Genomic DNA, 25,725 nt, shown 5'->3' with positions numbered 1-25,725 from the left:
TTTTTTGAAACTCCAAGACTATGAATAGTCAGTAATGTCCGCTATTGGCCGTTTTCTGACTGTCGCGAAGGGCCGCAGCCGACCAGGAGCAGACACTGAAACCGCGCTCTGAACGATCAGGTTTTCAGCTGGTGAAATGCTCCAGCCGTCGTACCATGGGCAGGTCGACAGAATGGAGGTTGATATGGGAAATGCTCAGGACAAACGAGTCGTTGTCATTGGTGCAGGCATCGTGGGTGCTTCGCTGGCGTATCATTTGGCTGATAAAGGCGCAAATATCACCGTGGTTGAGGCTGAAGATATCGCGTCGGGAGTGACTGGAACTTCATTCGCATGGATCAACACCCAACACGGAAAACCCGACCCCATTGCAGAACTGCGCGCAGCTGCAATCAAGGCCTATCGTCAACTCGAATCCCGGTTACCTGACCTGAACATACGATGGACAGGTGCTTTGTCTTTCAACGCGACGGCAAGTGAAGCGCTGCCAGCTTCAGGTCATCAGGTTTCGGCAAATCTGGTAGATCGATCGCAGATTCTCGGCCTTGAACCAAATCTCAAGAATCCTCCTCAATCTGCTGTGTATGCGGCTGATGAAGGGGCGCTGGACGCAGTGGCAGCGACCCATGCGTTGATCGCAGGTGCCCAGGCAAATGGGGCGAAGATTCTCACTCAGACGCGTGTTCTGGGCTTTGTAACCCGGGGCGCCACGGTGACGGGCGTTGAAACGACATTGGGTATCATCGATGCTGATGTGGTCGTACTTGCGGCCGGAACAGGCATCACGACATTGACAGATAAGCTTGCGGTGTCTCTTCCAATAGAAGCCTCGCCTGCCATTCTCATCCGTTACAAGTCTCAACCCGACCTCGTGCACACCCTCATATCCAGCGCTGAGATGGAAGTGCGACAAAGTGCGGAGGGTGCGTTGCTGGCAGCAGAAGATTATCTGGACGACGCCATTGAGAATCAGCCCGCAGCGATAGCGCTTCGAACTGCCAAGACAATCCGGAACCAACTCCATGGGACGGGTTCCATCGATGTGCAATTGGCTTGTGTCGGACTCAGGCCCATTCCTGCGGATGGCCTACCCATCATCGGTTATCTGCCAAAAGTGGGCGGCGTCTATGTGTGTGTCATGCATCCTGGAGTCACTTTGGCGGCGATAGTGGGACGTCTTGCCAGCGAGGAAATCATCGACGACAAGGTATCCAGCGCCTTTAGCCCATGCCGGCCCGATCGATTCCTTCAAGTGTAGTGAGGCCGCTTACAAGGCCGCTATCGGCCGATTCCAATCTGCCGCAGAGTGATGCTAGCGTCCGTTCGTGGATGGCGGCTATTGGCTGAATCGACCATTGGCGCCGAGATTCAGGCATCGAATGATCCGTGCAACCCCACAGCAAATTCCTCAGAAACCAGCACAAAACAGGACTTCGGCCTGAACTGTGTGGATCGATTTCATAAAAAACCGAACGGTGCCAAAGACTCAATCAAACGCAACAATGCTGGTTTTTCGGCGGGTTGTTCTCCGATGCAACACACTTGCGGGTCGCTGAGAGAGCACCAGACCGAAACCGGGTCGCCGACCTTCAACCCGTACGAGGCTTTATTGAGGGTTTCGGTTGACCACGCGTCAATGGTTTCGTTGAGAGACCTGTGATACCGCTTGCCATTGACGCTATAGCTGAAGCTCATGAACCTTGCTCCGATCCACGGTCCCTCACTCCCCAGAAAGGTTACGTAGCCTCGTATCACTTGCCCCACGGGCACGTCATCAGCGCTCATAAATCATCTCCTGAGAATGTGCCCGACATGCTGGGGCGACGCGGTCACCGATGTTCTGCTGCCAGCATTGACCTGAACTGAGTAACGATCTCTGAAGATAGCCCGGCACTGTCGAACACTGCGCAGGTGAAGCTAACCGGGGCAGGGCCTGGGGCAGTGATGATGCGGTCTGCGACCACGGCTACCAAACTGTTTTGAAACAGCGCGCGGCCTTCATAATTCAAGGCGTTCTGTTGTAAGAAATCAGCGCTGTTCGAGGTATGAGGAACCGTGTCGAGAAGCCCGGCCCTGGCAAGTGCCAGCGTTCCCCCACAGATACCGGCAATTGTCGCTCCACCTGAATGACTGGCTTGAAGAAAGCCTCGAATGTCCGGTGCTTCTGCACCTTCCCAGATCATTCCACCAATAACGACAACCACGTCCGGTTTCCAATCCAGGCATTGTTGCAAGCTGCCATCGACAGTGACCGCCAGTCCACCCTGAGAGCTGAACTGTCCCGTAGAGGGAGCAAAAAACCTGACGTCGATCCCGTAAAACGGAGTGCCAGTACCCGCAATGAACGCATATTCCCAGTCCGCAAAACCGGGTGTCAGTACCAATCCCACGCGTGCCATCAGTCAGAATCCTCCATGAATGCCAATAACCAGCAAAACATACCTCAAGGGCTTCTTTGGGTCGAACGCGTCTGAGAGGAATGTCTGCTTCTGGATGATAGTTCCGGCTTTCTCATCAGTTCGGGCGTGGTTCAATATGGCGACGTTTACACGTTCATCGGCTGGCGATTTTCATCAAGATTGCACAGCAGGGCCTTTCAGCTCGATTTGATTATCATCCGGGTCATTGAGGTAAATGGACAATCCTGTTCCCTCTGCGCCATAGCGCATCTCCGCCTTCTCAGCGGATACACCGCTCTCCGCCAAGTGGTGGAGGATAGCCTGTTCATCAAACGGCTCAACCCGAAGGCAGACGTGATCGACGTTGTGTCCTTGCTTGCCCGCCGGCTGACCACCCTGACGACCGATCGGCCCGTTCACATCAACCAGGTCAATCATGGATGTGCCTGCGCTCAGGTGAATCATCCCAAGGTCGTCACGGCGCTTGTTGACCTCACATCCCAGGACTGATGTGTAAAACGCGAGGCTGCGCTCAATGTCCTGCACCCGAAGTACAACATGGTCTATACGTTGAATTGAAAAACTGCGCATGACGATCACTCCTGTCGGATCACCGATTTTAGTCCATCCCGGCGAGGGCAAGAGCGTGTAAACGTACATCGTTTGATTCCCCCGAGAATCGACTCCGCTCGCAGAAGGTTCGCTTGGTGTTGGACTACTTCATCAGTGCGATTGGCGTTCCTCCCATTGGGATGATCTCAGTGGGCCTTGAACTGACCGAACATCTGGCAATGCAGAGTCCCGCTGGATAGCCCCTCGCCATCGGTGGCCTGGTCAGCCTCTGATTTTTTCCAGGGCCAAAACAATGCGCTCGGCCGCACCCTGGTCACCACGGTGTTTGAGTTCGCTAGCCACTTGGTTCAACTGCTGCGCCGTGAGGCCAACATTCATACTGATCTTCAGGTGCGACTCCAACTGCGCCTCTAGCCCTGGCATCGCGGCAAGTGCCCCGACAGTGGCCAGTTCACGAGCAACCCAATCGAGGTTGTCTCGGGCGAAGATATCGCCGAACAGGTGAACCTTCAGAAACTGGTCAATCGCAGGGGCGAACTCAAACAGCGGTCCTGAGACCGGTGCACCCACCAGACGGGTTTGATTGTCTGTACCCAGTTCGAGCAAAGCATGCCCCGACGGCACAGGGCCCGGTTCCCGTCCCGGTTCGTCGTGAGTGCCGCGTGTCTCGCGCTCTTGCAACACGCTCATCAGTTGCGAAAGCGCATTGAGGCTGCGCGGGAACCCGGCATACGCATAAAGCTGGACCAGGATTTCCTTGCACTCACTAATCGTCAGACCGGCATCGAGACCGCGATTGAGTGCATCGCGCAAACGGGGCATATCGCCGCTGGCCATGCTGGCGCCGACAGGGGCGACAGCCAGTTGTTTTGCAGTCAGGGTTTGTTCAGTCACCCTCTTTTTCTCCGAATCTGTCGCAGCAGCAAGGGGCAAAGCCGATAGGGCAAAAGGTATCAAGGCCGCGAACCAGAGGCTCTTCCAACCAGAGGGACGATCGATAAACATGGCCTTGCTCCTTGGAATAGAGGGGTCATCGGGTGTGCGGAACCGGCGAACGAGCGGTTAGAAAGGTCAGCAACGCGGCTAGCATCAACATCGCGGCGCTGGCGATAAACGTGCTCTGGTAGCCGAGCGCGTCAAACAGTACCCCGCCGACGGTAGAGCCCACTGCGATAGCCAATTGAACAATCGCCACCATCAGGCCGCCGCCGGCCTCTGCATGATCAGGCAAGGCATTTGCAATCCAGCTCCACCAGCCCACTGGTGCTGCCGTCGCGATAAAGCCCCAAAGTCCGAGCAATACCGCTACAGCGATAACCCAGGTGCCTGCAGGAATCAGGGCTGCTGCGATAACCGCCATCAGTAGTGAGATGGTACTTAAGGTGCCGTATAGACTGCGCTTGAGGACTACACCGATCAGCGCTGTGCCGCAAAAGCCAGCGACGCCTATCACCAATAGCAGCAGAGAAAGAATGGGCACGCTGACCTGGGTGACCGTTTCCAGAAACGGGCGCAGGTAGGTGAACAGCGTAAATTGGCCCATAAAAAACAAGCCCGCGGCGGCCATGCCCAACGCCACCTTGCGATTTTTCAGCAGTTTGAAAACATTGCCAGCGCCCGGCGAACGCTTCTGTGCTGGCATGTCTGGCAGGCTAATCCACTGCCAAACCAGCGCAATCAACGCCACCGGCACCAAGCACAAGAACGCACCTCGCCATCCCACAATCGAGCCCAAATAACTGCCCAGTGGCGCCGCCACCACCGTCGCCAAGGCGTTGCCTCCGTTGAAAACGGCCAGTGCCCTGGGCACCTGCGCAGCCGGCACCAGGCGCATTGCAGTGGCTGCCGACATCGACCAAAACCCGCCAATCACGACGCCGATCAGGGCTCGCCCAGTCATGTAGATCAGGTAGTTCGGGGCAAGGGCCACAATGAACCCCGATAGGGCCATCAAACCGGTCAAGGCCAGCAGTAGGGTCTTTCTGTTCAGGGTGCCGGCGATCCAGCTGATCGACAGGCTCGCCAACACCGCAAACGCGCCAGAGATGGCAAGCCCCTGGCCCGCCAAGCCCTGGCTGACCTGCAGGTCGTTCGCCAATGGTGTCAGCAGGCTAACGGGCATGAACTCCGAGGCGATCAGCGCGAATACGCATAGCGTCATTGCATAAACGCCACCCCAATGACCGGTACGCTTACCTGTCTCGCTCAAGGTGTTGGTTGGCAGGTGGACGTCAGCAGTCATTTCAGGTGGTCCTGAAAAAATCGGGTCAGCTGTGCGAAAGTAATCAGGTCGACGCGATCGTACTGATCGACTTGGCCTGCGTTGGGCTGGTACTGATTCTTGAAGCTGACCTTTTGCAGGGTCACCTGGTCACTTTTAAAGAAATTATCGGCATCGTTAGGCATATCGGCTCCTGACGCGGTGAATGAACTGATTAGCAACCCGAGCATGACGAGAAGTCTTTTCATGGGAGCGTCCTTTTGAGGAAAAGCTGAAGGTGACGCAGCGCGAGGCTCGCTCCTCTTCATGGCGAGAGGCTGGGTGCGGAGTAGTGTTACGCAATAATGAGATTTTGATTAGCTAATGAATGCTTAATAAAGATATAAGTATGACTAATCAATAAGTCGAGCTGCCCGCCATGGCCAAACCCAATTTCAATGATCTGCTGGCTTTCGTGACCGTGGCGCGGGTGGGCAGCTTTACCCGCGCAGCGGTACAGCTTGGAGTGACGCAATCGGCAGTGAGCCAGGTGGTGTCCGCACTGGAAGCGCGTCTGAAAATCCGCTTGCTTACCCGCACCACGCGCAGCGTATCGCTGACAGCGGCGGGGGAGCGGTTGCTGGACGCAGTGGGCCATCGCTTCGATGAAATCGAGGCAGAAGTGGAAGCGTTGACCGAGCTGCGCGACAAGCCGGCCGGGACGGTACGCATTACCTGCGGCGACAACGTGATCAAGACAACCCTGCTGCCCAAGTTGGCGCCGTTGCTACAGATGTACCCGGATATCAAGCTGGAATTCGATATCAACTATGGCTTTCGCGATATCGTCGCCGACCGCTTCGATGCCGGCGTGCGCTTCAGCGACACGGTGGCCCAAAATATGATCGCTGTCCCCATTGGCCCGCCGATACGAATGGCTGTAGTGGCTGCGCCAGGCTATTTTGCGAAACACCCCGCCCCGGTACACCCTCGCGATCTGGCAGCACACCGCTGTATCGATATCCGTTTTCCCACCTATGACGGCGTGGATGCATGGGAATTCGAACGCCTGGGCAAGAAGCTCAAGGTTCGTGTAGACGGCCAGTTGATATTCAACTCCACCACCCATATCGCCGATGCTGCGGTGAGTGGGCTGGGCATCGCCTATCTGCCCGAGGACGAGTTTGCCCCGCATCTGACCGAAGGACGGCTTGTTCGGGTACTGGAGGACTGGTGTGAACCCTTCGGCGGCTTTCATCTGTACTACCCCAGCCGTCGACAACCTTCCCAAGCGTTTTCACTGGTCGTTGATGCGTTGCGGGTTGATCGTTTACCGCCGACCGCAATCTCCGCCGTGTGCTACTCAAATGCACCGTTGAGAACTTCGTAGATGAGCCCGGTTGCCAGCGCGACCAGTATCAGGTCGGTGCCCGCTTGCTGCCATTCGTATCCATCGTAATGAGGCAGCCTGCCGACCAATCGACCATCGAGCTTCTTTGCAATTCCGGGTGGAAGCGGTTTGCCCCTCGCGAGGTTCTTTTGAATGCCGGGTGGTAAAGCAGGCCCTGCGCTCCAGTAGTTTCGATAGTCGCCCACAATGCCGAGCACGCTACCGTGATTAACGCTTGGGCCATGATCCCAATCGCCCCCAGCGTTTTTACCTTTGTTTCCATGCCCTTGCTGATTGCCATGGACTTGGCCGTTTTGCTGATTGCCCTGGCCGTTTCCCTGGCCCTTCCCATTACCGGGATCGGCCAATGCAGTTGCTGAGCCGCAGATGAGCGTGAGACAGGTAAACGCGGCAATGAGTGAGCGAGTTCTGGGCATGAGTTGTTCCTTCGCAAGGGCGGGATGTCTCTATGAACCTTAGACGCTTTTGACGAGGCGGGTTCCGCGACGCCTGACCGCTGCCGAAAGGCTTTCCAAGTCCCGTCAACCCTGGAACTACGGTCGTCGCATCGCCCATTTTCGTATAGGCACTGTCAGCGTCAGAAGGTCTCAAGACTGACTTTAATACCCGCACGACCGGCCAGCTCAATGGTTGCTTCCACCCGGTCAGCGTCAACAATAAAACCATCGTAATTGTCACCACCGGAGTCCAGGTGAAGATAACGTTTATCAAACCGAATCAACCATCGGTCGAATTCAGCAAGCACCTCTGGCATTGATGAAGCGCCGTTTCGCACGTAGACGTAGGGTTCTTTCGCCACTGTCAGCCACCTTTGGCCCCGCGCGATTGAGCCAGGCGAGCGTTCCAGTCGCCACCGTGGATGCGTTGGCACGCTTGCTCGGAATCGAAGCGGACATTGCGATCGGAAGGCTTCAGATCGATGTCGGCCTCACTCAACGCGATGGCCGTCAGCTCAAAGATGCGCATCTTTGCGTCGACCTTGGCGAGCTCTCTGTCAGCCTCGGTTTCGAACACCCAAATGACCTTCAGGGTTTGCGCCAACGCATTCAGGTCCGCCGTGTGGGTGAGCCAGGTAAAGCCCTTGATTTCACCTTTTGCTGTTTCGCACGCTTCAGTAAGCGTGATAATCAACCGGCGTTCGATCCGCGCCAGTTCACGTTTTCCGGGTGGCATTTGGGTTTCCTTGTGGAGGTAATGGTGGAGCAGCCTGCCAGTGCCATTGCCAATGTTTAACAGTGGCTCTCGGAACAACACAACAGAGGCGCAATTCTTGTCAGGCCTTTGTCGCCTCCCGGATTCTCCCCGCATCTTTCGCGGGGGGAAGTCCGAACACTCGCGCGTAGTCGCGGCTGAATTGGGTCGCGCTCTCATAGCCCACCTCGAATGCCGCCGTCGTGACACTTTTGGCACTGGCAAGCATGAGCATCCGCGCCTGAAGCAGGCGTACTCGCTTCTGATACTGCAAGGGGCTCAGGGTCGTGACCGCCTTAAAGTGGCGATGGAAGGCCGAGACGCTCATGGCCGCTCGTTGCGCCAGGCTCTCCACCCGGATGGGATGGGCGAAGTCGCGGCGAATCCACTGAATGGCCTGGTTCACCCTGGCCATGGCCGTGTCGGGCGCTGCGATTTCCCGCAACATCCAGCCATGCGGCCCCTGTAAAACGCGGAAGAGAATCTCGCGTTCGTAGGCGGGCGCCAACGCCGCGATATCCTCAGGCTTGCCCATCAATCGCAACATCCGTACCCAGGCGTCCATCAACTCGGGCGTGGTGGCGGCGACCGAGAAGCCAGGATCGTTGTCGTGACGACCAGCAGGTTTGGGCAAGTCCGCGAGCAGCGTGGATAACACCAGGGGATCAAGCGTCAGGCTGACAGCCAGGTAGGGCTCGCCGGTGGTGGCAGGGTGCACCGAGCCCACGGCGGGCAGTTCGATGGACATGACGAAGTAGGTCGACGGGTCGTACCGCAGTGTGCGGTCACCCACGGTCATGGTTTTGCTGCCTTGCAGGATCAGGTTGATCATCGGGTCGTAGACCGCCGCGAGCATGTGCTCGGGGATCTCGCCCTGGACCATGGCGACGCGGGGAATTCCCGTCTCCGTACGACGGTTTTCGGCGTTGGCGGCCAAGGCGCGGAGTTCATTCAGTGGGCTGTTCATGGTTGGCATGCTGACGTGGCGAGGATGTCCAGCGCAAGCAAAAAGCAGAAACAGGCAGGTTTCGAGCAGGAACCGCCACGCTGGCGAAGACGCTGTCCTTTACCGTGGAGGCTCATTCAATCGATAGAGGAGCGGGCACATGGGCGTTATCGTCATTACCGGTGGCAGTCGTGGCATAGGCGCCAGTGCGGCGGAGCATGCAGCTCAGCGTGGCATGGGGGTCATCCTCACCTACAACACGCGTCCGGACGCTGCAGACGCTGTGGTGCGGCGTATCGACCAGGCAGGCGGCAAAGCAGTTGCGCTGAAACTCGACGTTGCCAATGTCGCCAGCTTCAAGGCATTTCGCAAGGCAGTTGTCGTGAGCCTCGAGACCACTTGGGGCGCCAGTACCCTCTCAGGCCTGGTGAACAACGCGGGCTACGGCCTGTTCAATCCACTGGCGTCGGTCAGCGAGGCGCAGTTCGATGGTCTTTTCAATGTCCATCTCAAGGGGCCGTTCTTTCTGACTCAGGCCTTGCTGCCGTTGCTTGAAGAGAACGCGAGCATCGTCAACCTCACCAGCGCCACCACGCGAGTGGCCACCGCAGGGGTTGCGCCTTATGCGGCTTTCAAAGGCGGCCTGGAAGTACTCACGCGTTACATGGCCAAGGAATTCGGTGAACGCCGCATCAGGGCCAATGCGGTTTCACCGGGAGCGATTCGTACCGGGTTGGGGGGCGGGCTCAATGATGAGTTTGAAGCCCTGTTGGCCGGGCAAACGGCACTGGGCCGAGTGGGCGAGCCCGATGACGTGGCGCGAGTCATCGCCATGTTGCTGTCGCCAGAGGGCGCCTGGATCAATGCGCAGAGCATCGAAGTCGCGGGCGGCTACATCATCTGAACCATCGAGGGCCACACCATGCTGGATCACATTTTTCTGTCCGTCAGCGACATCTCTCGCTCCATCCGTTTCTACGAGGCAACCCTTGCGCCGCTGGACATTACTGCGCGGCTGGACTACGACGGCAAGGATGGCCCGCCCGGGCATCCCGATCTGAAAGGCTTTGGCGCCAATGGCCGGATATTCTTCTGGTTGCGCGAAGGCGTAGTGGAGGGGCAAGCCGTACACGTCGGATTTGTGGCACGTAGCAAGGCCGAAGTGGAGGCCGCCCATGCCGCCGCGATGGCCCATGGCGCTGTCGGCAACGGTGCCCCCGGCGCGCGTTTGCACTACGACCCCGATTACTACGCCGCCAATGTGCTGGACCCGGACGGGTACAGCCTGGAATTCGTCTACAAGAACTGGCAGCACGTCCAATGAACACTCTCCTGATCTATGGCGCGACGGGCTATACCGGTCGCATGGCTGCACAACGGGCCAAGGCGCTCGGCTTGCCGTTCGAAATAGCTGGCCGCAATCGCCAACAGCTGGTCGATCTTGCTGCACAACTGGACGTTCCCTGGCGCGTGTTCGAGGCGGGCCCCGACTCGGTGCAATCGCTGTCTGGCATCCGTGTATTGCTGAACTTCGCGGGTCCTTTTGCGCACACGGCGCCTGCCTTGATGGCCGCGTGTATTGAAGCCGGTGTCGATTACCTGGACATCACGGCCGAGATCAATGTCTATCGGCTGGCCGAGCGCTTGGGTTCCGACGCGGCATCATCAGGCGTGATGCTGTTGCCGGGCGTTGGCTGGGATGTTGTCCCCACCGACAGCCTGGCTGTGCATATTGCACGGCGCGTCGCGAATCCCGTGGCGTTGAGTATTGCGCTGCAGGTCCCGGGGTCGATGTCCCGAGGTTCGGCGATGAGCGTCAGCGAGATCATCGGCGCAGGGGTGCTGAGGCGAATCGACGGGGAGCTTGTCCCGACACCGGACGCGCAGCCACGCCAGTTTGATTTCGGAGACGGCCCGGTTCCGTGTGCGCCATTGTCATTCGGTGATCTGGTGACCGCCTGGCATTCGACACTTATACCGAACATTGCGATGTTCGTGCATGTCGCCGGTGATGCCTTTCCCGAAGGTGATTTGTCACAGTTACCCGATGGCCCCAGCGCGCAGGAACGTGACGCCAATCGTGCCCGCGCAGTGGCGCAAGTGACCGGTGCTGACGGTAGCGTGCTGCGTTCAGTGATCGAGACGGTCAACGGCTACACCTTCACGCCGCAGGCGGCGGTTGAGGCGGCAAGAAGAGTGTTGGACGGTGATCGGCAGGCTGGATTTACGACCCCTGCAAGCGTATTCGGCGTTGGATTCGCCAGTACCATCGCCGGGACGGTGATCACGGATCTGTAGATTCACGGGACTTCAATTTACGGATTGAGCCCATCATAGAAAAGCGCCACGCAACTCTCTGATCACCTCGTCAACAGAGGGGCCTTGAGTCTCTGGTGGTACCGGGTTTTCACCAAATTCTCGCCAGATAAACAAGGTCAACTCTGCGCCGTCAGTGGATGACAGAGCGTCTTCAGCGTAGGCAAAGTTCTGCAGTAGCCGATAGCGGGCATCGTTCCAGAACAGGTCTTCGACCCATTGATAGACCGGTATGAAATGAAAGTGCAGGGGCCAACCCGGCTCATGGCCAAAGCGCCCGATGTAGAGGCGCTTGGGCGCGAGCTGCTGCTCGATGATCTGCTGGGTCCTGGCGAGCAGAACGCCCAACTCTGCAAGCGCATCGGGGGATAGCTGAGTCAGTGATGTGGTTCGCACCTTCGTACTCAACATCAGGTAGCCGGGGAGTGCGCTCGCCAGGTGGTGGTTGATAATCCAGTGGTCGGTTTCATGAACGATGAAGTGCGGGGCAATTTCCATGTGCCGTTTGTCCTGAGCAGTCGACGCGTCAGATTAGCAACATCACGTCAGCCTGTCCGCTGGTGGGCAACTTTCTGGGGGGGGCAGGGCGCGATCAGCAGTTGGCTCAAACTCAGCTGCTACAGGGGGCGGGGTGTGTGCGGGTTTGTGTAGCAGCTGCCGAAGGCTGCGTTCGCTCCGGGGTCGCGCTCGACCGAAGCGGTCGCTTTCCGGACGCTTTGGTGTTTGCTTGAAAAGCAGGGCCGCTTCGCGCCCCAACGCAGGCTTCGCCAGCTGCTACAGGGGCGGGGTGTGCGCGGATGCTATGGGGTGTGCCCGGAGGGGATGAGGATGACCAGGTCCGTATCACCTACGTCGACGCCCGCCTGTGAAAGCAAGGTCGTGACTTGTCCGCGGTGGTGCGTTTGGTGGTTGAAGAAGTGCATGACCAGGCCATAAAAGTCCTTGTCGGCCGGTACTCCCTTCATGCTGGCGTAACTGAGGACGTGATCCAGTTCTGACTCTGCAATGGAGCGAGACCACTCGACAATAATCTGATCGAGCCACACGCGTTGTGCGGAAAGCTCGCGGATATTGGGGTACAGCAATTGGTCGAGGCGAGTGGGGGTAGGGCGCTGAAGAATGGGCTGCAGAGCCAGGTGGTTTGCCGGGTGCCTGGCGAATCGCTGCAGCCAGACGGTATCGCCGGCCACCAAGTGATTCAGCGTGCCGAGAATTGAGCCAAAAAACGCTTTCCTGTCCGCAGAAAGCTCGTCATCTGGCAGGCTTCTGGCGGCCTCGTAGATCTTTGCGTTCATCCACTCGTTATAGGTTGCCATCAGGCAGATGTGGCGGATTCGGCTCATCGTGCTCATCCTGAAACCCGGTCTGGTGCCGGGCGTTGTTGTTCTGGCGGACAACAAGTTTACCCGGCCAACGTCATCTCCATGTGCGTAAAACGCGTTATCTCAAAACAGACTGAACGGATAGTTGACGATCACCCGATTGTCATCGAACTCGTTGCTGCTGTAATCGCGGCGGATGCTGGCGTTGCGCAGGCGCACGTTGAGGTTCTTCAATGAACCGCTCTGTACGGTGTACGCCAGCTCGGTTTCGCGCCCCCACTCCTTGCCATCGGTGACCGTGCCGATGTGCACGTTGTCGCCGCTGACATAGCGATTCATCAACACCAGGCCGGGTATGCCGAGCGCGACGAAGTTGTAGTCGTGGCGCAGTTGCCATGACTGTTCCCTGGCGTTGTCGTAGGTGTTGTTGAAGCTGTCGTTGGCCAGTGAAATACCGGCGGTGCCATTGACGCGCATCCAGGGGTCATCGCCGGCGAGTTTCTGCAAACCGACATAGAACGTACTGCCGCCATATCGAGCGGACAGCAATGCCGACATCGTGCGGTTGTCCAGTTCGCCCGCGCGGGCGCTGCCGTTTTCGCGGCCCTGAAAATAGCCAAGATTGGCGCCCAGGGTCCAGGCGCCCAGCGGTTGGCTATGGACGACCTGCAGGTATTGCTGCTGGTAGATGTCTTTGAGTTCGGCGTTCCACACGCCAACCATCGTGCGCTTGTCGTTGAAGCTGTATTCACCGCCGACGAAATTGAAGCGGTCAGAGACGAAAGCCGTTTTGCTCAGCATGAACATGTCCTGCTGGCTGGCGTCGTTGCGCGGGCTGTTCTGGCGAAACTGACCGCCGTACAGGGTCAGGTCCTCGATCTCTCGTGACGTGATTTGCCCCCCCTCGAACGTCTGCGGCAGCGAACGACCATCGTCGGAGCGCAGGATCGGCAGCACCGGCATCCACTCTCCAACTTTGAGTTCGGTCTTGCTGATTTTCATTTTTCCGGCCAGCGCCAGGCGACCGAAATCGTCAGCGGGACGCCCGTCGTGATCGATCGGCAACAGCTGCGTGCCGCCACTGCCCTTACCGCCATCCAGCTTGATCGAGTAGAGCCCCAGGGCATCCACGCCGAAGCCTACTGCGCCTTGAGTGAATCCGGAGCGGGCGTCGAGAATGAAACTCTGAGTCCACTCTTCGGCCTTGCCCTGGGGCGATGCCGGGTTGGAAAAGTTGCGGTTGATGTAGAAGTTTCTCAGGTTGAGGGTAGCACTGGCGTCGTCGATTAAACCGGCTGCAATTGCCTTGACTGGCAGCGTGCCGACGATGGAAAGCGTGAGGGCGATTCGAAGATTGGCGGTCATTTTCATTATTGTTTTTATCCAATTTCTGGCTGTAGAAATCCGCTGCATCCGTCAGCGCGAATGCAGTGAGTTCAAATTGAATGGCGTGCGGCAGCGGCCCTGAACGAGCCGCTAAAACGACTCGGTGGTTATTGCACCAGTAACAGTGATCCGGACACGAAGGCGAATATCAGGACAAATCGGCGCAGACGCGCTTCATTGATGAAGTGCCGGGCCCAATGGCTGGCTATCACACCAAGCGCCAAGGGCAGGCACAGGCTCAATACCGGTGTCACCTGCGCGGCGTGCAAATGCCCGCCCAGCGCAAGCACCACCAGGGAAATCACTTCGCCTACCAGGAAGCACAGGGCGACCGAGCCTCGCAAAGTGGCCACCGGCGAGTGCTGATACACCAGCGCCAACGGCGGGCCGCCGACGCCGGTGGCCGTTTCGGTGATGCCGGTGATCAGTCCGGTGGAAATCAGCGCACGGCGTCCCGGTACGAAGGAGGGCGCCATCCAGGTCGCCAGGCACGCGGCGATCGTCGACAGGCCTATCAGCACGTTGAGTTGTGAGAGCGGCAGCCAGAACAGTATCCAGACGCCGCCGAACGTACCGACAAAACGCCCGACGGTAATCCACGAACTGCCCCGGAAGTCGATCGCCTCACGCTCGCGCCAGGCGATCGCCGCGTTCAAGGGCAACATCAGAATCAACAGGCTGACCGGCAGGGATTCTGGCGCCAGCAAGCCCATCACCGGCGCAACAATGAGGGCGAAGCCCATGCCCGTTGTCCCCTGGATAAGCGCACCGCACGCAACGGCAAGCGCAATGAGGTAGAGCGGGTCGAATGGTAAGGTCATCTTTTACCCAATCACGAAAAGTGTTAAGCCACGGAGGGCAGTGGATGGACTTTGTGGATCGGCGCCTGGCTGACGATGTCCCGTGCCAGCGCATCGACCTGACGCATCAGTTCACGGGCGTCCCAGTCGGTCGGCCAGCCTTGCCACAGACGAACCTTGCCCTGCACCACGACGGCGTGGATCTGATCCCTGTTCGCCAGGCGCACCAGGTCCCATGTCAGGTTCCAGGACGGCAGCAGTTCCGGCACCGCGAGGTCCACCAGCAGGAAATCAGCGGCGTGGCCGGGCGCAATCTGTCCGGTGAGTTGGCCGAGGTGGAGCGCCTGCGCAGCGTTTTTGGTGCCCATGTCGAGCCACAGTTGCCCACCGCCGCAGACCGAATCCCCGACGGCGATACCGTGGGCAAAACGCTGGGCGGCTTCGGCGTAATCCAGCAGGCGGAAGCCGTCGCCGCGGGTGCCGTCCGTCCCCAGGGCCACCGGGATGCCCAGGCAGTGCATCAGGTGCGCCTGGGCCACGGCATTGCCTTTCCAGGCGCTGGCTACCGGGTTGTAACTCACTGCGGCGCCGCTATCACGCAACAGGCAGATCTCGTTCGGCGTCAGTAATGTCGCGTGGGCCAGCAGCGCCGCCGGGCCGAGCGCGCCGGCACGGTGCAGTTGCTCCAAGGGCCTGACGCCGTAGAGTTCCAGGGAGCGTTCGACGGCGACCAGGTGCTCGTTGACGTGGCTCTGGAACACCCGACCGGACTCTTCGCATAAGCGGTAGACCGCGTTGAGGGTCGAGTCAGTGGCGATTTCAGGAATGGGCACGGCCAGCGAAGGCGTGATCAGCGCGTCGTTATTCCACTGGGACAAATGCCGTTCCGCCACCGCGAGAATCTGCCGCGCATCCAGCACCTGCTTGCCTTGAATGTCGTTGCAGGTCTTCGCCAGTACGCAGCGGATGCCGACTTCATGAACGGCCTTGGCGATGGCTTCGACGCCTTCCATCGAGCGCGTGCCGGCATCGCACACCGTGGTGAAGCCGCCGCGCAGGGATTCAAACGCCGCGAGTTTGCTCGTCAGGTACAGCAACTCCGAATCGAGCGAGCCCTCGAGGGGAATCCATACCCGGCGAAAAATTTCCGAGGGTTCGCCGAACACCAGGCCTTTGCCGAAACTCTGGCTGAGATGGTGATGGGTATCGATGAACCCCGGCATCAACAACTGCTGTTCAAGACGCCGCACCTGATGCGCGGGATAACGCGCCTGCAACACTGGCAGCGGTCCGACGTCGGCGAATTTGCCCTCGACCACCAGCACGGCCTGATCGCGCTGCGGGCCTTGCGGCAACATCAGCCAGTCCGGTGCCAACAGCTGCTGCGGTGCAAGCAGTTGTTCAGGAGAAGAGGGCAGGTGCGTAGTAACTGTGCGATCCATGGAGCAACCTTAGTGAGAGTGTGGTGAGTGAGTCAGCTTGGCCTTGGCGTCCGCGGCTTTGTCCTGGCGACCCACACAATGGAAGAGGAAATTCATCACGGCGGCGGTGACGGCGCCCATGGCGACGCCATTGCCGAGCAGCCCGGCCAGGCCGTTCGGGAAATGGCTGTAGACCCCAGGCACCAGAATCGGCAGCAAGCCCACCGCCAGGGCAACGGACACCACGTACATGTTGCCGTGGTGCCGCAGGTCCACTTTGCGCAGCATGTCGATGCCCATGGTGCCGACGATGGCGAACACGATCAGGCTGGTGCCGCCGACGACCGCTTCCGGTACGCCGCCGATCAACCGCGCCAGGGGCGCCAGTAGCGCAAACAGCAGAAGCAATACGCCGGACACCGCGGTGACGTAGCGCGAGCGAACGTGGGTGGCACGGATGACGCCGATGTTTTCGCCGCTGGTGATGATCAAAGAAGTGCCCATGAATCCGCCGAGGATGGACGCCAGGGCGTCGCCGCGAATGGTGCGGGTGACGTCCCTGTTGATATCCAGCGGCTTGTCCACGGCTTCGCTGATCGCCACGGTTTGCCCCGTTGCTTCAACCATGGACACCAGACAAAAAAGCATCAACGGAATCGAGGCAAACAGATCGAATTGAGGCACGCCGAACGGCATGAGTGCCGGCAGGCTCAGCAATGGCAACCAGCTCAACTGGGAGCTGTCAAAAGCGCCCAGGGCGACCGCCAGCAGACTGCCGCCGACCAGTCCGAGCAAGATGGATAACTGGCCGAGCGTTCCACGCAACAGACGAGAACACAGCACCGTGATGACGATCGTCGAGAACGCCAGCAGCAGTTGCTGCGGGGCGGCGAAGTCGGCGCTGCCAGACCGGCCGACGATCAGCTCGCCCGACAGCTTGATCAGGTTGACGGACACCAGCAGCAGCATCGTGCCAACCACCACCGAGGGAAAGAAACGCAGCAGCCGGCGAAAGATCGGCAATACCACGAAGTAGAAGACGCCCGTCAGAATGACCGCCCCGGACGCAGTGGCCACGCCGTTTTGCTGGGCGATCAGGATGAACAACATGATCGGCGCCCCACCGGGGAGCATGATGAAGGGCAAGCGCGCGCCACAGCCGCGCAATCCTAACGACTGGATAAGCGTACCCAGCCCGCAAACCAAAAAGGTCGCGCTAAGTAATTGCAGGGTCAGCTCGCTGGAAAAGCCCAACGCCGTGGCCATCAGGAAGACCGACGCAACTGGCGAGGCCGCCATCACCAGCACATGCTGCGCGCCAAAAATCAGCAGCTGCCGCCAGGGCAGTCGCTCATCAACAGGGGAAACGGGGTTTTTCTTGTTATCCGGCATATCCCACCTCTACGTAAAGCCAGCATCAACGGCTTTTTGATTATTGTTTTAAACGTCACGTAGTTTCGGTCGGGATCGTGCAGGTAAATCCCAAACCAAATCGATTTTGTGATGTGCCCAAATCGATTTGGGTGAAATGTATTCCCGTTCTGAAAGACTGTCAACGGTCCATCCGTCGCCGATGTCCCTGAGTGGCCGAGAACCGTCGGTGCGCGTATAACTCGGCAGCATTGCTGACTGAGTTGCCCCAACCGATGCCAAATAACGACAACCACCGCCCTACCATTGCCGACGTCGCGGACGCTGCCGGCGTGTCGCGCACCACCGTTTCCCACGCGCTTAATGACCGCGGCCAGGTCGATCCGGTGACCCGCGCGCGAGTCAAAGAAGTCGCCGCCAGCCTTGGCTATACCCCCAATCTGCGCGCCCAGCGCCTGCGCACCGGCAAGGCCAATGCCATTGCGCTGCTGTCCTCGATGCCCTTTGCCGTAGCAGGAGGATCCTCGCGCCTGGGCTTTCTGATGGAGATCGCGGCGACCGCGACGGAAGCGGCCCTGCGTCGGGGCGTGGCACTGGTGCTGGTGCCGCCCATGGACGAGGCCAAGGCCTTGCTGGATACGCTGGATATCGACGGCGCAGTGATCATCGAGCCGGTCGCCAACGACCCGCACATCGCGCGCTTGCGTAAAAGAGGGGTGAAACTGGTATCGATCGGACGCCAGCCCGAGGCCGGTTTCGACTTGCCGTATATCGACATGCATGGCGCAGCGGCGGGCGCCTTGCTGCTCGATCATTTGCACGAGCAGGGCGCGAAACGGATCGGCCTGGTGATCGGAATTCAATCCCGGCATTCCTACCTCGACATGGAACAAGCGTATCGCGCCTATTGCACGACCCATGGCCTGACCCCGGCGATCGTTCGCGCCGACGAAGCGGGGGGCGAAGCGGCCGGCGCTGCTGCCTGTGCGCAATTGCTGGACGAGTATCCGGACCTGGATGGTCTATGCGTGCCGGTCGATGCGTTCGCGATTGGCGCGGTGCAGGCGCTGAACGAAAAAGGTCTGAAGGTGCCGCAGGATGTGAAGGTGGTCACCCGTTATGACGGCTTCCGCGCGCGGGAATGTACGCCGCCCCTGACGGCACTGAACATGCACCTGGAAGAGGTGGCTGCGCTGGCCATCGAGTTGCTGTTCGAACAGATAAACGAATCTGGCACCGACCAGCGTCAGCGCATTGATGCGCCGATGGCCACACTTGTGGTTCGTGAGTCGAGCGCGGGTTTGCGGGAGAAAATTGTTTGAAACGAGGCAAGCCCTGACAGGCAGTCGGGGCTTGATAGAAGAACCAGGTGACAGGATGAAGTACGTCACTTTTGCGCAGGGGTGCCCCTGGCAATGGACGCAAGAGATCAGGGTCGGTGTTAAAGCTGTTGATGCCTTGATCGTGCGTATCGACCAGGCGGGCCTGAAACGGACCGAGCTTTAAAAGCCATACACAACCTCCTACACTGCTGACACCCGCCCACACCCAATCTGCGCAGCCTCGCTCTCCTGCCGGCGTCTGCATCGCCTCCCATTAGGATTATTGACATGCGCCTGTCTGATTTCATTCTTGAGAACCTTGAGCCGATTCTGCAGGCTTGGGAAGATTTCGCCAGAACTATCGATACGCCGGGTGAGGACCTCGATAGTGAAGCTCTGCGAGATCATGCCGAACAAATGTTGCGGGCAATTGTGAGTGACCTGCGGACAAAGCAGACGAAGCGAGAGCAAGCTGCCAAGTCTCAAGGCCAAGCCCCGGTAAACGATGAAGAAACAGCAGCTGAAACGCATGCAATTACGCGGTTGATGGCAGGTTTCACGATCGATCAAATGGTGTCGGAATATCGAGCACTGAGAACGAGTGTCGTCAGTCAATGGATGAGGCAAGTGAAGGATGGCACGCCGATCAATGTCGACGACATGACCCGATTCCACGAGGCCATCGATCAGGCTCTCGCCGAATCCATCGCCAGTTATTCACGCGCGGTTGAGGCGTCACGCAACGTATTTTTAGGCATTCTCGGCCACGATCTGCGCACTCCGCTTGGAGCGATCTTGCTGGGTGCCGACATGTTGAGGCGCTCGGAAGGGGCTGGAGAACGGAATACCAAGGTTGCCAACCAGATATACACAAGCGTGCGGCGCGCGAGCCAAATTGTTGGAGACCTGCTTGATTTGACCCGCTGCCAAATGGGCCCAGGCATTCCCGTCAAGAAGGCGGATTTAGATCTCTCGCGCGTTTGCGAACGTGTTGTCGAAGAAATCCGAGCGTTTTATCCAGAGGCCGTGGTCCTGTTCGAAGCGAAGACTCCAGTTCAAGGGCAATTCGATGGCGCCAGAATGGAACAGGTCTTCTCGAACATAATCAGCAACGCTGTACAGCATGGCGATAATCAACTCCCGATCAAGGTGGAGTTAAAGGCCTCGGAAGACGGCGCTATTTTCACCGTTCACAACAGCGGTGAGCCCATACCAGAAGACGTTCTCCCGTTTATATTCAACCCTTTGGGTCGTTTCTCTCAGCGATCTGCAATTGATCACGGGCCGACAGAGGGGCTGGGCTTGGGCCTGTTTATCGCCTCAGAGGTTGTGGCCTCACATAACGGATCAATCGATGTCAGCTCTGACTGGAGTGGCGGCACCACTTTTCTGGTCAGGCTTCCAATGACTGAGCCGGCCGCACATTTGTAGACCTGTTCGAGAGAAAGCTTCTGGCCGGCCGATCATCGTTCAGCGTTGCCCCGTTGCTGGCTTATGACTTCACGGTTGACGCAAAGCCATACAACCTGATGGACGTCCGCGAACAGCCAAGGCAGCATGCGCGCTCCACTACCGGGGCTGGCTTATGCGACGACTACCTTCACTGGCAGCACTGCGAACCTTCGAATGCGCCGCCCGTCATGCGCACTTCGGCCGGGCTGCCACCGAATTGTGTGTGACTGACAGTGCTGTCAGCCATCAAATCCGCCAACTCGAAGAACAGTTGGGCGTTTCGCTGTTCATCCGCGAAGGCCGGCAAATCCGCCCGACAATGGCTGCCGGCAGACTGATGCAAAGCTTGCAGCAGGCCTTTGAACTGATCGGTGACGCCTGCGATGAGTTGCGCGACCCGTCATCGCTGGCTGTGTTGCGCCTGGCCGTCACCGCCGAGCTGGCGCAAAAATGGTTGATGAGCCGCCTCACGGATTTCTACGCGCGCTATCCGCACATCACGCTGCACCTCTACGAACAACCGATTGATGCGACTGCGCCAGGGGAAGACATCGACCTGGCGATCACTTACGGCACCGGTCCGGTGGACAGCAGCGCGTATTTCGTCAGGCCATTGCCGGCGTTGCAGTTCTTCCCGGTGTGCAGTCCCGGCCTGTTCAACCAGGGCACGCTGAAGACGCCCAGGGATCTGGCACGCCATTGCTTGCTGCACGACGATCAGGATGGCAAAACCTGGACCGCCTGGTTGACCAGTCATGCCGGTGATCAGCGGCCAGAGCGCCAGCTGTATTTCGCCCACGCAGGCCTGGCGTTGGAAGCGGCAGCGCAAGGGCAGGGCGTGGCCATGGGCGATAACCTGACGGCGCAGGAAGATTTGCTGAGCGGTCGACTGGTCCGGCCGTTCACTTCCAGCATGACCGCCCTCGGGCAATACGCGCTCGTGTGCGAGCGGGTGCGGCTGGAGCGCCCGGCGGTGGCGCAGATGCTGGAGTGGTTCAATGATCAACTGACTGATTGATGAGTTGAATTCAACTGTTCCGCAATAATCATCGTTGGCGGGAAGGGTGTCGGCGACCATAGCCTGTGGTCATTCCAATCCCGGCTGATGAGGTTTGACCATGGCACGTTTGCTCGACTCCACCCCCAAGCAAGACGGTTTTCGCTTGCCCGGCGAATTCGAAAACAAGTCCGGCTGCTGGCTCGGCTGGCCGGAGCGTACCGACGTCTGGCGCAACGGCGCCAAGCCCGCACAGAAAGTCTGGGTGCAAATTGTCACCGCCATCTCACACAGCGAACCGGTCACCGTCTGCGCCTCGGCCGCGCAATTCGCCACAGCACGTCGCCAATTGCCGCCGCAAGTGCGTGTGGTGGAGATGACCTGCAACGACACTTGGTTCCGCGACAGCGGCCCGTGCTTTGTGGTCAATGACAACAGCGGCGAAGTGCGCGGCGTTGATTTCGAATTCAACGCTTACGGCGGCCTCGACGGTGGTTTGTACTACCCCTGGGACAAGGATGATCAGATCGCCAGCAAAATCCTCGAAATCGAACGTTTCGACCGTTATCGCGCACCGTTGATTGCCGAACTGGGTGGCATCCAGACTGACGGCCAAGGCAGTGTCCTCACCACCGAGCAATGCTTGCTCAACCGCAATCGTAATCAGCATCTGGGCAAGGAGGAAGTCACTCGCCGCCTGACCGATTACCTGGGCGCCGAGCAAGTCATCTGGCTGCCACGTGGCTGCAAATTCGACGAAACCGACGGGCACATCGATGACCTCGCGTGCTTCGTCCGTCCGGGCGAAGTGGTGCTGCAATGGACCGACAACCGCGATGACCCGCAGTGGGAAATCTATCAAGAGGCCTACGACATTCTGCGCAGCACCCGCGACAGCCGCGGCCGTGAACTGATCGTGCACAAACTCCCGCAACCGGACGTGCTGGAATGGACCGCTGAAGAAGCCGAAGGCCTGGATCAGCAAGAGAGCACGCATACGCGTCAGGCTGGAACGCAAATCTGCGCGTCGTACATCAATTACTACGCCGGCAACACCTCGATTGTGGTGCCGCTGTTTGGTGATCGTAGTGATCAAGTCGCGATGGCGACGCTCGCCGAACTGTTCCCGCAGCACAAAATCGTCGGCATCGAAAATTCCCGGGAAATCCTCCTCGGCGGTGGCAACGTCGCCTGCATCACCATGCCGCAATACGCCGGCAAAGGGGTATGAATATGGGCCTGCACACACTGACTCAAGCGCTTTTGCTGGTGCTGGCACCCCTGTGCGTGCAGGCAGCCGAAACGGCCAGACCGGTGGTCAATCTGTACATCTGGGGCGAGTACCTGGCGCCGGACACACTGACCAACTTCGAGAAAAAGACCGGCATTCATGTGGTAGCCGATCATTTTGACTCACTGGAAACCGCCGAGACCAAACTGCTGACCGGTCGCAGCGGCTATGACCTGGTACTGACGGCCGGGCAACACCTGTCCCGAGCGATCCAGAGCGGCGCGATCCAGACGCTGGACCACAAGCAACTGCCACATTTCCAAGGCGTCGGTGATGAATTCCGCCAGCACATGGCGGCGTTCGATCCGGGCAATCGTTACGCCGGCATTTATGCCTGGGGCACGACGGGCGTCGGCTACCAGGACGAGGCGGTTGAAAAGCGCCTCCCCGATGCGCCACGGGACAGTTGGGCGATGCTGTTCGATCCGGCCGTGGTGTCGAAATTTGCCGATTGCGGCGTCAGCTTGCTGAATGACCCTAACGAAGTATTCGCAGCGGTCATGAAGTACATGGGCCTGGACATCAACCGCCAAAACCTTGATGACCTGAAACTGGCGGAACAGCAATTGGCGAAGATACGTCCGTACATTCGCTATTTCGACAACGACCTGAACATTAGCGACCTCGCCAACGGCAACACCTGTGTGGCGATGTCGTGGAACGGCAACGTGGCGATCGCAGAGGCCCAGGCTCAGGCCGCAAAAAAACCCTTTACGCTGAACTACCGGATACCCAGGGAAGGCACATTGATCTGGTTTGACGCCATGGTCATCCCCAAGGATGCACCGCATCCCGAGGCGGCGCTGGCGTTGATGGACTACCTGATGATGCCTGAAGTGATCGCGCCGATCACGGACACCATTCACTACGCCAACGCAATTACGGCGGCGGATGGCTTGATCGATCCAGCGATTCGCAATGATCCGGGAACGTATCCTTCGCAAGCGGTGAAGGCGACGTTGTACAGCAAGAACGATAATGGGAAGGCGTTCAACCGCGCGTTGACGCGGGCGTTCAGTCGGTTGAAGTCGGGGTTGTGAGGGGCTTCTGACATTGTATGGCGGCTCCACATATTTACGTGGCGATCTAAGAAATTATCGCTGCACGGCGATGCATTTGATCTCCACGAGCAGGCCCGGTCGAGCCAGTTCCGCGACACCTATGCATGTCCATGCACACGTGCCCCTCGGAAAGACCTCATCCTTCACTTGTCTGAAGATTGGCATGTGGCGTTGCATATCGACGTGATACGTCGTCATTTCGACGACATCCTTAAATTCGCAGCCACCGGCTGCCAGGACGAGCCGCAGATTCTCCCACGCGGCTAAAAACTGCTGCTCAGGATCTTCGATAACCGTTAATTCCGGCGTCCGGCCTACCTGACCTGCGCAGTAGAGCGTTTTTCCTACCTTTACCGCTGGCGCATAACCAGCCTGCTCGCAGAGCAGTTTCATGCTGTCTGGAACAATGATCTGACGATCAGTCATGGTCGTGGAGCCCAAAATACAAGCGGATACGAAACCTACCCCAGGTGCCAGAGCGCCGTCCACTCGGGCCCCTTTGCATTAAGCAAACAACCACGCTCACACTCAGTCGCTCATCTCAGCCAGCGCTCCGTGAAAGCCATTGCCTCGGGCATTCTTTCGGGTTGCAACCGTTCCGATTATCCTCATCAGTATTCGACAATAAGGAAACGTCCCGTGCCCACACCAACACTTCATCTCATGTCTGGCAAAATTGCATCCGGCAAATCCACGCTGGCTCAGTCTCTGGCTGCCGAGCATTCGACGATTCTGCTGAGTGAAGATCGTTGGCTCTCACGGCTTTATCCTGACCAAATCAAGTCAGTCGCCGACTATGTAAGACTTGCACATCAGATTCGGGAGGTTGTGGGCCCGCTTGTTATCGATGTGCTGAATGCAGGCGTCAGCGTGGTCCTGGATTTCCCTGCCAATACAGTCGGGGATCGTCAATGGTTGCGCGGTTTGGCCGAAGCCGCCGAGGCTGACCACTGCCTCCACTACATCGAAGTGGACGATGATATTTGCCGAGACCGGCTACATCGTCGTAATGGCCGCGCAGAGCATGAGTTCGCGGCGACCGACGCGGAGTTTGATTTGATCACAAGCTATTTTCGGGTTCCCGAGGAGCAGGAGGGGCTTCATATCAAAATTCATCGACTTTGACGGCCGATGATCGCCAAGGCGACACCAAGAGCATCGCCGATGCCTTTACACACATTGCTCATACATTTCGCAGCGTTGAAAGACTAGGCGGGAGGTTCGACGTAGCTGGATTTACCCCCACCAGTGGCACCCGACTACCAACCCCATACTGCTGGTCGGCATGATACGAGGAACGCACCAAGGGCCCGGATGCGACGTTCTTGAAGCCCATCCGCGCGCCTTCCTCGGCAAACCACGCAAACATATCCGGGTGCACGAAACGCTGCACCGGCAAGTGGCTGCGCGAGGGTTGCAGGTACTGGCCGAGGGTGAGCATGTCGATGTCGTGCTCGCGCATCCGCCGCATGACCGCTATGACTTCGTCGTCGGTTTCTCCGAGACCCAGCATCAGACCGGATTTGGTCGGGACCTGCGGCACCTGGTGCTTGAAGTTCTGCAGCAGGTCCAGCGACCACTCGAAATCCGAGCCCGGTCGCGCAGCTTTATACAGGCGCGGCACGGTTTCCAGGTTGTGGTTGAACACGTCTGGAGGCTCGCACGCGGTGATAGCCAGGGCGACGTCCATCCGTCCGCGATAGTCCGGCACCAGGGTTTCCAGCTGGATGCCCGGCGACAGCTTGCGGATCTCGCGCAGGCAGTCGACGAAGTGTTGGGCGCCTCCGTCGCGCAGGTCGTCGCGGTCCACCGAGGTGATCACCACGTATTTGAGGCGCAGTTCGGCGATGGCCACGGCGAGGTTGGTTGGCTCGTTGACGTCCAGCGGTTTCGGCCGTCCGTGGCCGACATCGCAGAACGGGCAGCGCCGGGTGCAGATGTCACCCATGATCATGAAGGTCGCGGTGCCTCCTGAAAAACACTCGCCCAGGTTCGGGCACGAGGCTTCTTCGCAGACGCTGTGCAGCTTGTGTTTGCGCAGCAATTGCTTGATCCGGTCGACCTCGGGGGAGGTCGGCATGCGTACCCGGATCCATTCGGGTTTGCGCGGGAATTCATCGGTGGGGATGATTTTCACTGGAATCCGCGCGACCTTTTCTGCGCCGCGTAGCTTGGTGCCGACCTCCACTTTGGCGGGGCTTTTTTTTTGCGCTGCTTCAACAATGGCAGTCATGGTTTTTCCTTGTGCAGGCAGCTAATCAGGCAG

The 25,725-nt window shown here is 58.7% G+C and carries 30 protein-coding genes; 12 read left to right on the top strand and 18 right to left on the bottom strand.

Features of this window, described 5'->3' with window-relative positions; translation table 11 throughout:
• Window positions 1-172 precede the first annotated feature (172 nt).
• Window positions 173-1,258 (top strand): NAD(P)/FAD-dependent oxidoreductase, encoded by a 1,086-nt coding sequence (locus tag ACA063_RS18320; protein WP_497662809.1) that lies wholly within the window; start codon window positions 173-175, stop codon window positions 1,256-1,258.
• 200 nt (window positions 1,259-1,458) lie between these two features.
• Here ACA063_RS18320 and ACA063_RS18315 read toward each other — a convergent pair whose 3' ends face one another.
• The 6 genes from ACA063_RS18315 to ACA063_RS18290 form a co-directional block, all read right to left on the bottom strand.
• The gene (locus ACA063_RS18315) at window positions 1,459-1,785 is read right to left on the bottom strand and encodes a hypothetical protein (protein ID WP_497662808.1); all 327 of its coding nucleotides are present in this window, start codon (window positions 1,783-1,785) and stop codon (window positions 1,459-1,461) included.
• A gap of 44 nt (window positions 1,786-1,829) precedes the next feature.
• Entirely contained in the window at window positions 1,830-2,399 is a 570-nt protein-coding gene (locus ACA063_RS18310) for a DJ-1/PfpI family protein (RefSeq protein ID WP_497662807.1), read from the bottom strand.
• Between the two features lie 174 nt (window positions 2,400-2,573).
• Window positions 2,574-2,990 (bottom strand): VOC family protein, encoded by a 417-nt coding sequence (locus tag ACA063_RS18305; protein ID WP_497666546.1) that lies wholly within the window; start codon window positions 2,988-2,990, stop codon window positions 2,574-2,576.
• Window positions 2,991-3,233: 243 nt separating this feature from the next.
• Window positions 3,234-3,977, bottom strand: a complete 744-nt coding sequence (locus ACA063_RS18300) for a carboxymuconolactone decarboxylase family protein (RefSeq protein ID WP_497662806.1) — start codon at window positions 3,975-3,977, stop codon at window positions 3,234-3,236.
• Between the two features lie 25 nt (window positions 3,978-4,002).
• Window positions 4,003-5,214 (bottom strand): MFS transporter, encoded by a 1,212-nt coding sequence (locus tag ACA063_RS18295; protein WP_497662805.1) that lies wholly within the window; start codon window positions 5,212-5,214, stop codon window positions 4,003-4,005.
• Complete coding sequence (locus tag ACA063_RS18290) at window positions 5,211-5,441, bottom strand: hypothetical protein (RefSeq protein ID WP_497666604.1); 231 nt, start codon at window positions 5,439-5,441, stop codon at window positions 5,211-5,213. Before ACA063_RS18290 ends, ACA063_RS18295 begins: the two co-directional genes overlap by 4 nt.
• Before the next feature lie 170 nt (window positions 5,442-5,611).
• Between ACA063_RS18290 and ACA063_RS18285 the strand changes: the two genes are divergently transcribed.
• Window positions 5,612-6,562: a LysR family transcriptional regulator gene (locus tag ACA063_RS18285; RefSeq protein ID WP_497662804.1), complete on the top strand. Its 951-nt coding sequence runs from the start codon at window positions 5,612-5,614 to the stop codon at window positions 6,560-6,562.
• On the opposite strand, the gene ACA063_RS18280 is transcribed toward ACA063_RS18285, so the two are convergent.
• From ACA063_RS18280 to ACA063_RS18265, 4 genes are all read right to left on the bottom strand, one after another.
• Window positions 6,532-6,999, bottom strand: a complete 468-nt coding sequence (locus tag ACA063_RS18280) for an anti-virulence regulator CigR family protein (RefSeq protein WP_497662803.1) — start codon at window positions 6,997-6,999, stop codon at window positions 6,532-6,534. The genes ACA063_RS18285 and ACA063_RS18280 overlap by 31 nt on opposite strands.
• Before the next feature lie 161 nt (window positions 7,000-7,160).
• Window positions 7,161-7,382, bottom strand: a complete 222-nt coding sequence (locus ACA063_RS18275) for a DUF6630 family protein (RefSeq protein ID WP_497662802.1) — start codon at window positions 7,380-7,382, stop codon at window positions 7,161-7,163.
• Window positions 7,383-7,384: 2 nt separating this feature from the next.
• On the bottom strand, window positions 7,385-7,756 hold the full coding sequence (locus ACA063_RS18270) for a hypothetical protein (RefSeq protein ID WP_497662801.1): 372 nt from the start codon (window positions 7,754-7,756) through the stop codon (window positions 7,385-7,387).
• Window positions 7,757-7,856: 100 nt separating this feature from the next.
• Complete coding sequence (locus ACA063_RS18265) at window positions 7,857-8,741, bottom strand: AraC family transcriptional regulator (protein ID WP_497662800.1); 885 nt, start codon at window positions 8,739-8,741, stop codon at window positions 7,857-7,859.
• A gap of 139 nt (window positions 8,742-8,880) precedes the next feature.
• Here ACA063_RS18265 and ACA063_RS18260 point away from each other — a divergent pair, with 139 nt between their 5' ends.
• The 3 genes from ACA063_RS18260 to ACA063_RS18250 are packed head-to-tail and all read left to right on the top strand — an operon-like array spanning window position 8,881 to window position 11,018.
• Window positions 8,881-9,624, top strand: coding sequence for an SDR family NAD(P)-dependent oxidoreductase (locus tag ACA063_RS18260; RefSeq protein WP_497662799.1), 744 nt, complete (start codon window positions 8,881-8,883; stop codon window positions 9,622-9,624).
• 18 nt (window positions 9,625-9,642) lie between these two features.
• Complete coding sequence (locus ACA063_RS18255; RefSeq protein WP_497662798.1) at window positions 9,643-10,044, top strand: VOC family protein; 402 nt, start codon at window positions 9,643-9,645, stop codon at window positions 10,042-10,044.
• Window positions 10,041-11,018 (top strand): saccharopine dehydrogenase family protein, encoded by a 978-nt coding sequence (locus ACA063_RS18250; protein WP_497662797.1) that lies wholly within the window; start codon window positions 10,041-10,043, stop codon window positions 11,016-11,018. Before ACA063_RS18255 ends, ACA063_RS18250 begins: the two co-directional genes overlap by 4 nt.
• A gap of 33 nt (window positions 11,019-11,051) precedes the next feature.
• Here the strand turns inward: ACA063_RS18250 and ACA063_RS18245 are convergent, their stop codons facing one another.
• The 6 genes from ACA063_RS18245 to ACA063_RS18220 form a co-directional block, all read right to left on the bottom strand.
• On the bottom strand, window positions 11,052-11,534 hold the full coding sequence (locus tag ACA063_RS18245) for an HIT family protein (protein ID WP_497662796.1): 483 nt from the start codon (window positions 11,532-11,534) through the stop codon (window positions 11,052-11,054).
• A gap of 302 nt (window positions 11,535-11,836) precedes the next feature.
• Entirely contained in the window at window positions 11,837-12,379 is a 543-nt protein-coding gene (locus ACA063_RS18240; RefSeq protein WP_497662795.1) for a DinB family protein, read from the bottom strand.
• Window positions 12,380-12,481: 102 nt separating this feature from the next.
• The gene (locus tag ACA063_RS18235; RefSeq protein WP_497662794.1) at window positions 12,482-13,729 is read right to left on the bottom strand and encodes an OprD family porin; all 1,248 of its coding nucleotides are present in this window, start codon (window positions 13,727-13,729) and stop codon (window positions 12,482-12,484) included.
• Between the two features lie 122 nt (window positions 13,730-13,851).
• Window positions 13,852-14,565: a sulfite exporter TauE/SafE family protein gene (locus ACA063_RS18230; RefSeq protein WP_162438992.1), complete on the bottom strand. Its 714-nt coding sequence runs from the start codon at window positions 14,563-14,565 to the stop codon at window positions 13,852-13,854.
• 23 nt (window positions 14,566-14,588) lie between these two features.
• Entirely contained in the window at window positions 14,589-15,986 is a 1,398-nt protein-coding gene (locus ACA063_RS18225; protein ID WP_497662793.1) for an amidohydrolase family protein, read from the bottom strand.
• Between the two features lie 9 nt (window positions 15,987-15,995).
• Entirely contained in the window at window positions 15,996-17,357 is a 1,362-nt protein-coding gene (locus tag ACA063_RS18220) for a uracil-xanthine permease family protein (protein WP_497662792.1), read from the bottom strand.
• Between the two features lie 254 nt (window positions 17,358-17,611).
• On the opposite strand from ACA063_RS18220, the gene ACA063_RS18215 reads away from it, so the two are divergent.
• The 6 genes from ACA063_RS18215 to ACA063_RS18190 all read left to right on the top strand — a co-directional run bounded on the left by ACA063_RS18215 (window position 17,612) and on the right by ACA063_RS18190 (window position 23,438).
• On the top strand, window positions 17,612-18,658 hold the full coding sequence (locus ACA063_RS18215) for a substrate-binding domain-containing protein (RefSeq protein ID WP_497662791.1): 1,047 nt from the start codon (window positions 17,612-17,614) through the stop codon (window positions 18,656-18,658).
• A 55-nt stretch (window positions 18,659-18,713) separates the two neighbouring features.
• A complete protein-coding gene (locus ACA063_RS18210; protein ID WP_497662790.1) occupies window positions 18,714-18,842 on the top strand; it encodes a hypothetical protein in 129 nt (42 codons plus the stop codon).
• Between the two features lie 104 nt (window positions 18,843-18,946).
• Window positions 18,947-20,089 carry an ATP-binding protein gene (locus tag ACA063_RS18205; RefSeq protein ID WP_497662789.1) on the top strand — a complete coding sequence of 381 codons (1,143 nt, stop codon included), beginning with the start codon at window positions 18,947-18,949 and terminating at the stop codon, window positions 20,087-20,089.
• Between the two features lie 154 nt (window positions 20,090-20,243).
• Entirely contained in the window at window positions 20,244-21,128 is an 885-nt protein-coding gene (locus ACA063_RS18200) for a LysR substrate-binding domain-containing protein (protein WP_497662788.1), read from the top strand.
• A 100-nt stretch (window positions 21,129-21,228) separates the two neighbouring features.
• Window positions 21,229-22,338 (top strand): agmatine deiminase, encoded by a 1,110-nt coding sequence (aguA, locus tag ACA063_RS18195; RefSeq protein ID WP_497662787.1) that lies wholly within the window; start codon window positions 21,229-21,231, stop codon window positions 22,336-22,338.
• 2 nt (window positions 22,339-22,340) lie between these two features.
• A complete protein-coding gene (locus tag ACA063_RS18190; RefSeq protein WP_497662786.1) occupies window positions 22,341-23,438 on the top strand; it encodes an extracellular solute-binding protein in 1,098 nt (365 codons plus the stop codon).
• A 54-nt stretch (window positions 23,439-23,492) separates the two neighbouring features.
• On the opposite strand, the gene ACA063_RS18185 is transcribed toward ACA063_RS18190, so the two are convergent.
• Window positions 23,493-23,885 (bottom strand): RidA family protein, encoded by a 393-nt coding sequence (locus ACA063_RS18185; RefSeq protein WP_497662785.1) that lies wholly within the window; start codon window positions 23,883-23,885, stop codon window positions 23,493-23,495.
• A gap of 213 nt (window positions 23,886-24,098) precedes the next feature.
• Between ACA063_RS18185 and ACA063_RS18180 the strand changes: the two genes are divergently transcribed.
• On the top strand, window positions 24,099-24,584 hold the full coding sequence (locus ACA063_RS18180) for a P-loop nucleotide/nucleoside kinase family protein (protein WP_497662784.1): 486 nt from the start codon (window positions 24,099-24,101) through the stop codon (window positions 24,582-24,584).
• A gap of 58 nt (window positions 24,585-24,642) precedes the next feature.
• Here the strand turns inward: ACA063_RS18180 and lipA are convergent, their stop codons facing one another.
• A complete protein-coding gene (lipA, locus tag ACA063_RS18175; RefSeq protein ID WP_497662783.1) occupies window positions 24,643-25,692 on the bottom strand; it encodes a lipoyl synthase in 1,050 nt (349 codons plus the stop codon).
• Window positions 25,693-25,725: the final 33 nt, after the last annotated feature.

Source organism: Pseudomonas sp. LBUM1643, from assembly GCF_059716215.1.
The sequence above is the reverse complement of the archived record's forward strand: the minus strand, read 5'-3'. Positions and strand labels throughout refer to the sequence as shown.

Coding starts and splice junctions, on each gene's coding strand:
- ACA063_RS18285 (WP_497662804.1), top strand. CDS start 5,612: ATGGCCAAACCCAATTTCAATGATCTGCTGGCTTTCGTGACCGTGGCG.
- ACA063_RS18260 (WP_497662799.1), top strand. CDS start 8,881: ATGGGCGTTATCGTCATTACCGGTGGCAGTCGTGGCATAGGCGCCAGT.
- ACA063_RS18310 (WP_497662807.1), bottom strand. CDS start 2,399: ATGGCACGCGTGGGATTGGTACTGACACCCGGTTTTGCGGACTGGGAA.
- ACA063_RS18220 (WP_497662792.1), bottom strand. CDS start 17,357: ATGCCGGATAACAAGAAAAACCCCGTTTCCCCTGTTGATGAGCGACTG.
- ACA063_RS18245 (WP_497662796.1), bottom strand. CDS start 11,534: ATGGAAATTGCCCCGCACTTCATCGTTCATGAAACCGACCACTGGATT.
- lipA (WP_497662783.1), bottom strand. CDS start 25,692: ATGACTGCCATTGTTGAAGCAGCGCAAAAAAAAAGCCCCGCCAAAGTG.
- ACA063_RS18215 (WP_497662791.1), top strand. CDS start 17,612: ATGCCAAATAACGACAACCACCGCCCTACCATTGCCGACGTCGCGGAC.
- ACA063_RS18230 (WP_162438992.1), bottom strand. CDS start 14,565: ATGACCTTACCATTCGACCCGCTCTACCTCATTGCGCTTGCCGTTGCG.
- ACA063_RS18290 (WP_497666604.1), bottom strand. CDS start 5,441: ATGAAAAGACTTCTCGTCATGCTCGGGTTGCTAATCAGTTCATTCACC.
- ACA063_RS18305 (WP_497666546.1), bottom strand. CDS start 2,990: ATGCGCAGTTTTTCAATTCAACGTATAGACCATGTTGTACTTCGGGTG.
- ACA063_RS18270 (WP_497662801.1), bottom strand. CDS start 7,756: ATGCCACCCGGAAAACGTGAACTGGCGCGGATCGAACGCCGGTTGATT.
- ACA063_RS18240 (WP_497662795.1), bottom strand. CDS start 12,379: ATGAGCCGAATCCGCCACATCTGCCTGATGGCAACCTATAACGAGTGG.
- ACA063_RS18210 (WP_497662790.1), top strand. CDS start 18,714: ATGAAGTACGTCACTTTTGCGCAGGGGTGCCCCTGGCAATGGACGCAA.
- ACA063_RS18280 (WP_497662803.1), bottom strand. CDS start 6,999: ATGCCCAGAACTCGCTCACTCATTGCCGCGTTTACCTGTCTCACGCTC.
- aguA (WP_497662787.1), top strand. CDS start 21,229: ATGGCACGTTTGCTCGACTCCACCCCCAAGCAAGACGGTTTTCGCTTG.
- ACA063_RS18320 (WP_497662809.1), top strand. CDS start 173: ATGGAGGTTGATATGGGAAATGCTCAGGACAAACGAGTCGTTGTCATT.
- ACA063_RS18190 (WP_497662786.1), top strand. CDS start 22,341: ATGGGCCTGCACACACTGACTCAAGCGCTTTTGCTGGTGCTGGCACCC.
- ACA063_RS18265 (WP_497662800.1), bottom strand. CDS start 8,741: ATGAACAGCCCACTGAATGAACTCCGCGCCTTGGCCGCCAACGCCGAA.
- ACA063_RS18300 (WP_497662806.1), bottom strand. CDS start 3,977: ATGTTTATCGATCGTCCCTCTGGTTGGAAGAGCCTCTGGTTCGCGGCC.
- ACA063_RS18295 (WP_497662805.1), bottom strand. CDS start 5,214: ATGACTGCTGACGTCCACCTGCCAACCAACACCTTGAGCGAGACAGGT.
- ACA063_RS18225 (WP_497662793.1), bottom strand. CDS start 15,986: ATGGATCGCACAGTTACTACGCACCTGCCCTCTTCTCCTGAACAACTG.
- ACA063_RS18200 (WP_497662788.1), top strand. CDS start 20,244: ATGCGACGACTACCTTCACTGGCAGCACTGCGAACCTTCGAATGCGCC.
- ACA063_RS18255 (WP_497662798.1), top strand. CDS start 9,643: ATGCTGGATCACATTTTTCTGTCCGTCAGCGACATCTCTCGCTCCATC.
- ACA063_RS18235 (WP_497662794.1), bottom strand. CDS start 13,729: ATGAAAATGACCGCCAATCTTCGAATCGCCCTCACGCTTTCCATCGTC.
- ACA063_RS18315 (WP_497662808.1), bottom strand. CDS start 1,785: ATGAGCGCTGATGACGTGCCCGTGGGGCAAGTGATACGAGGCTACGTA.
- ACA063_RS18205 (WP_497662789.1), top strand. CDS start 18,947: ATGCGCCTGTCTGATTTCATTCTTGAGAACCTTGAGCCGATTCTGCAG.
- ACA063_RS18250 (WP_497662797.1), top strand. CDS start 10,041: ATGAACACTCTCCTGATCTATGGCGCGACGGGCTATACCGGTCGCATG.
- ACA063_RS18185 (WP_497662785.1), bottom strand. CDS start 23,885: ATGACTGATCGTCAGATCATTGTTCCAGACAGCATGAAACTGCTCTGC.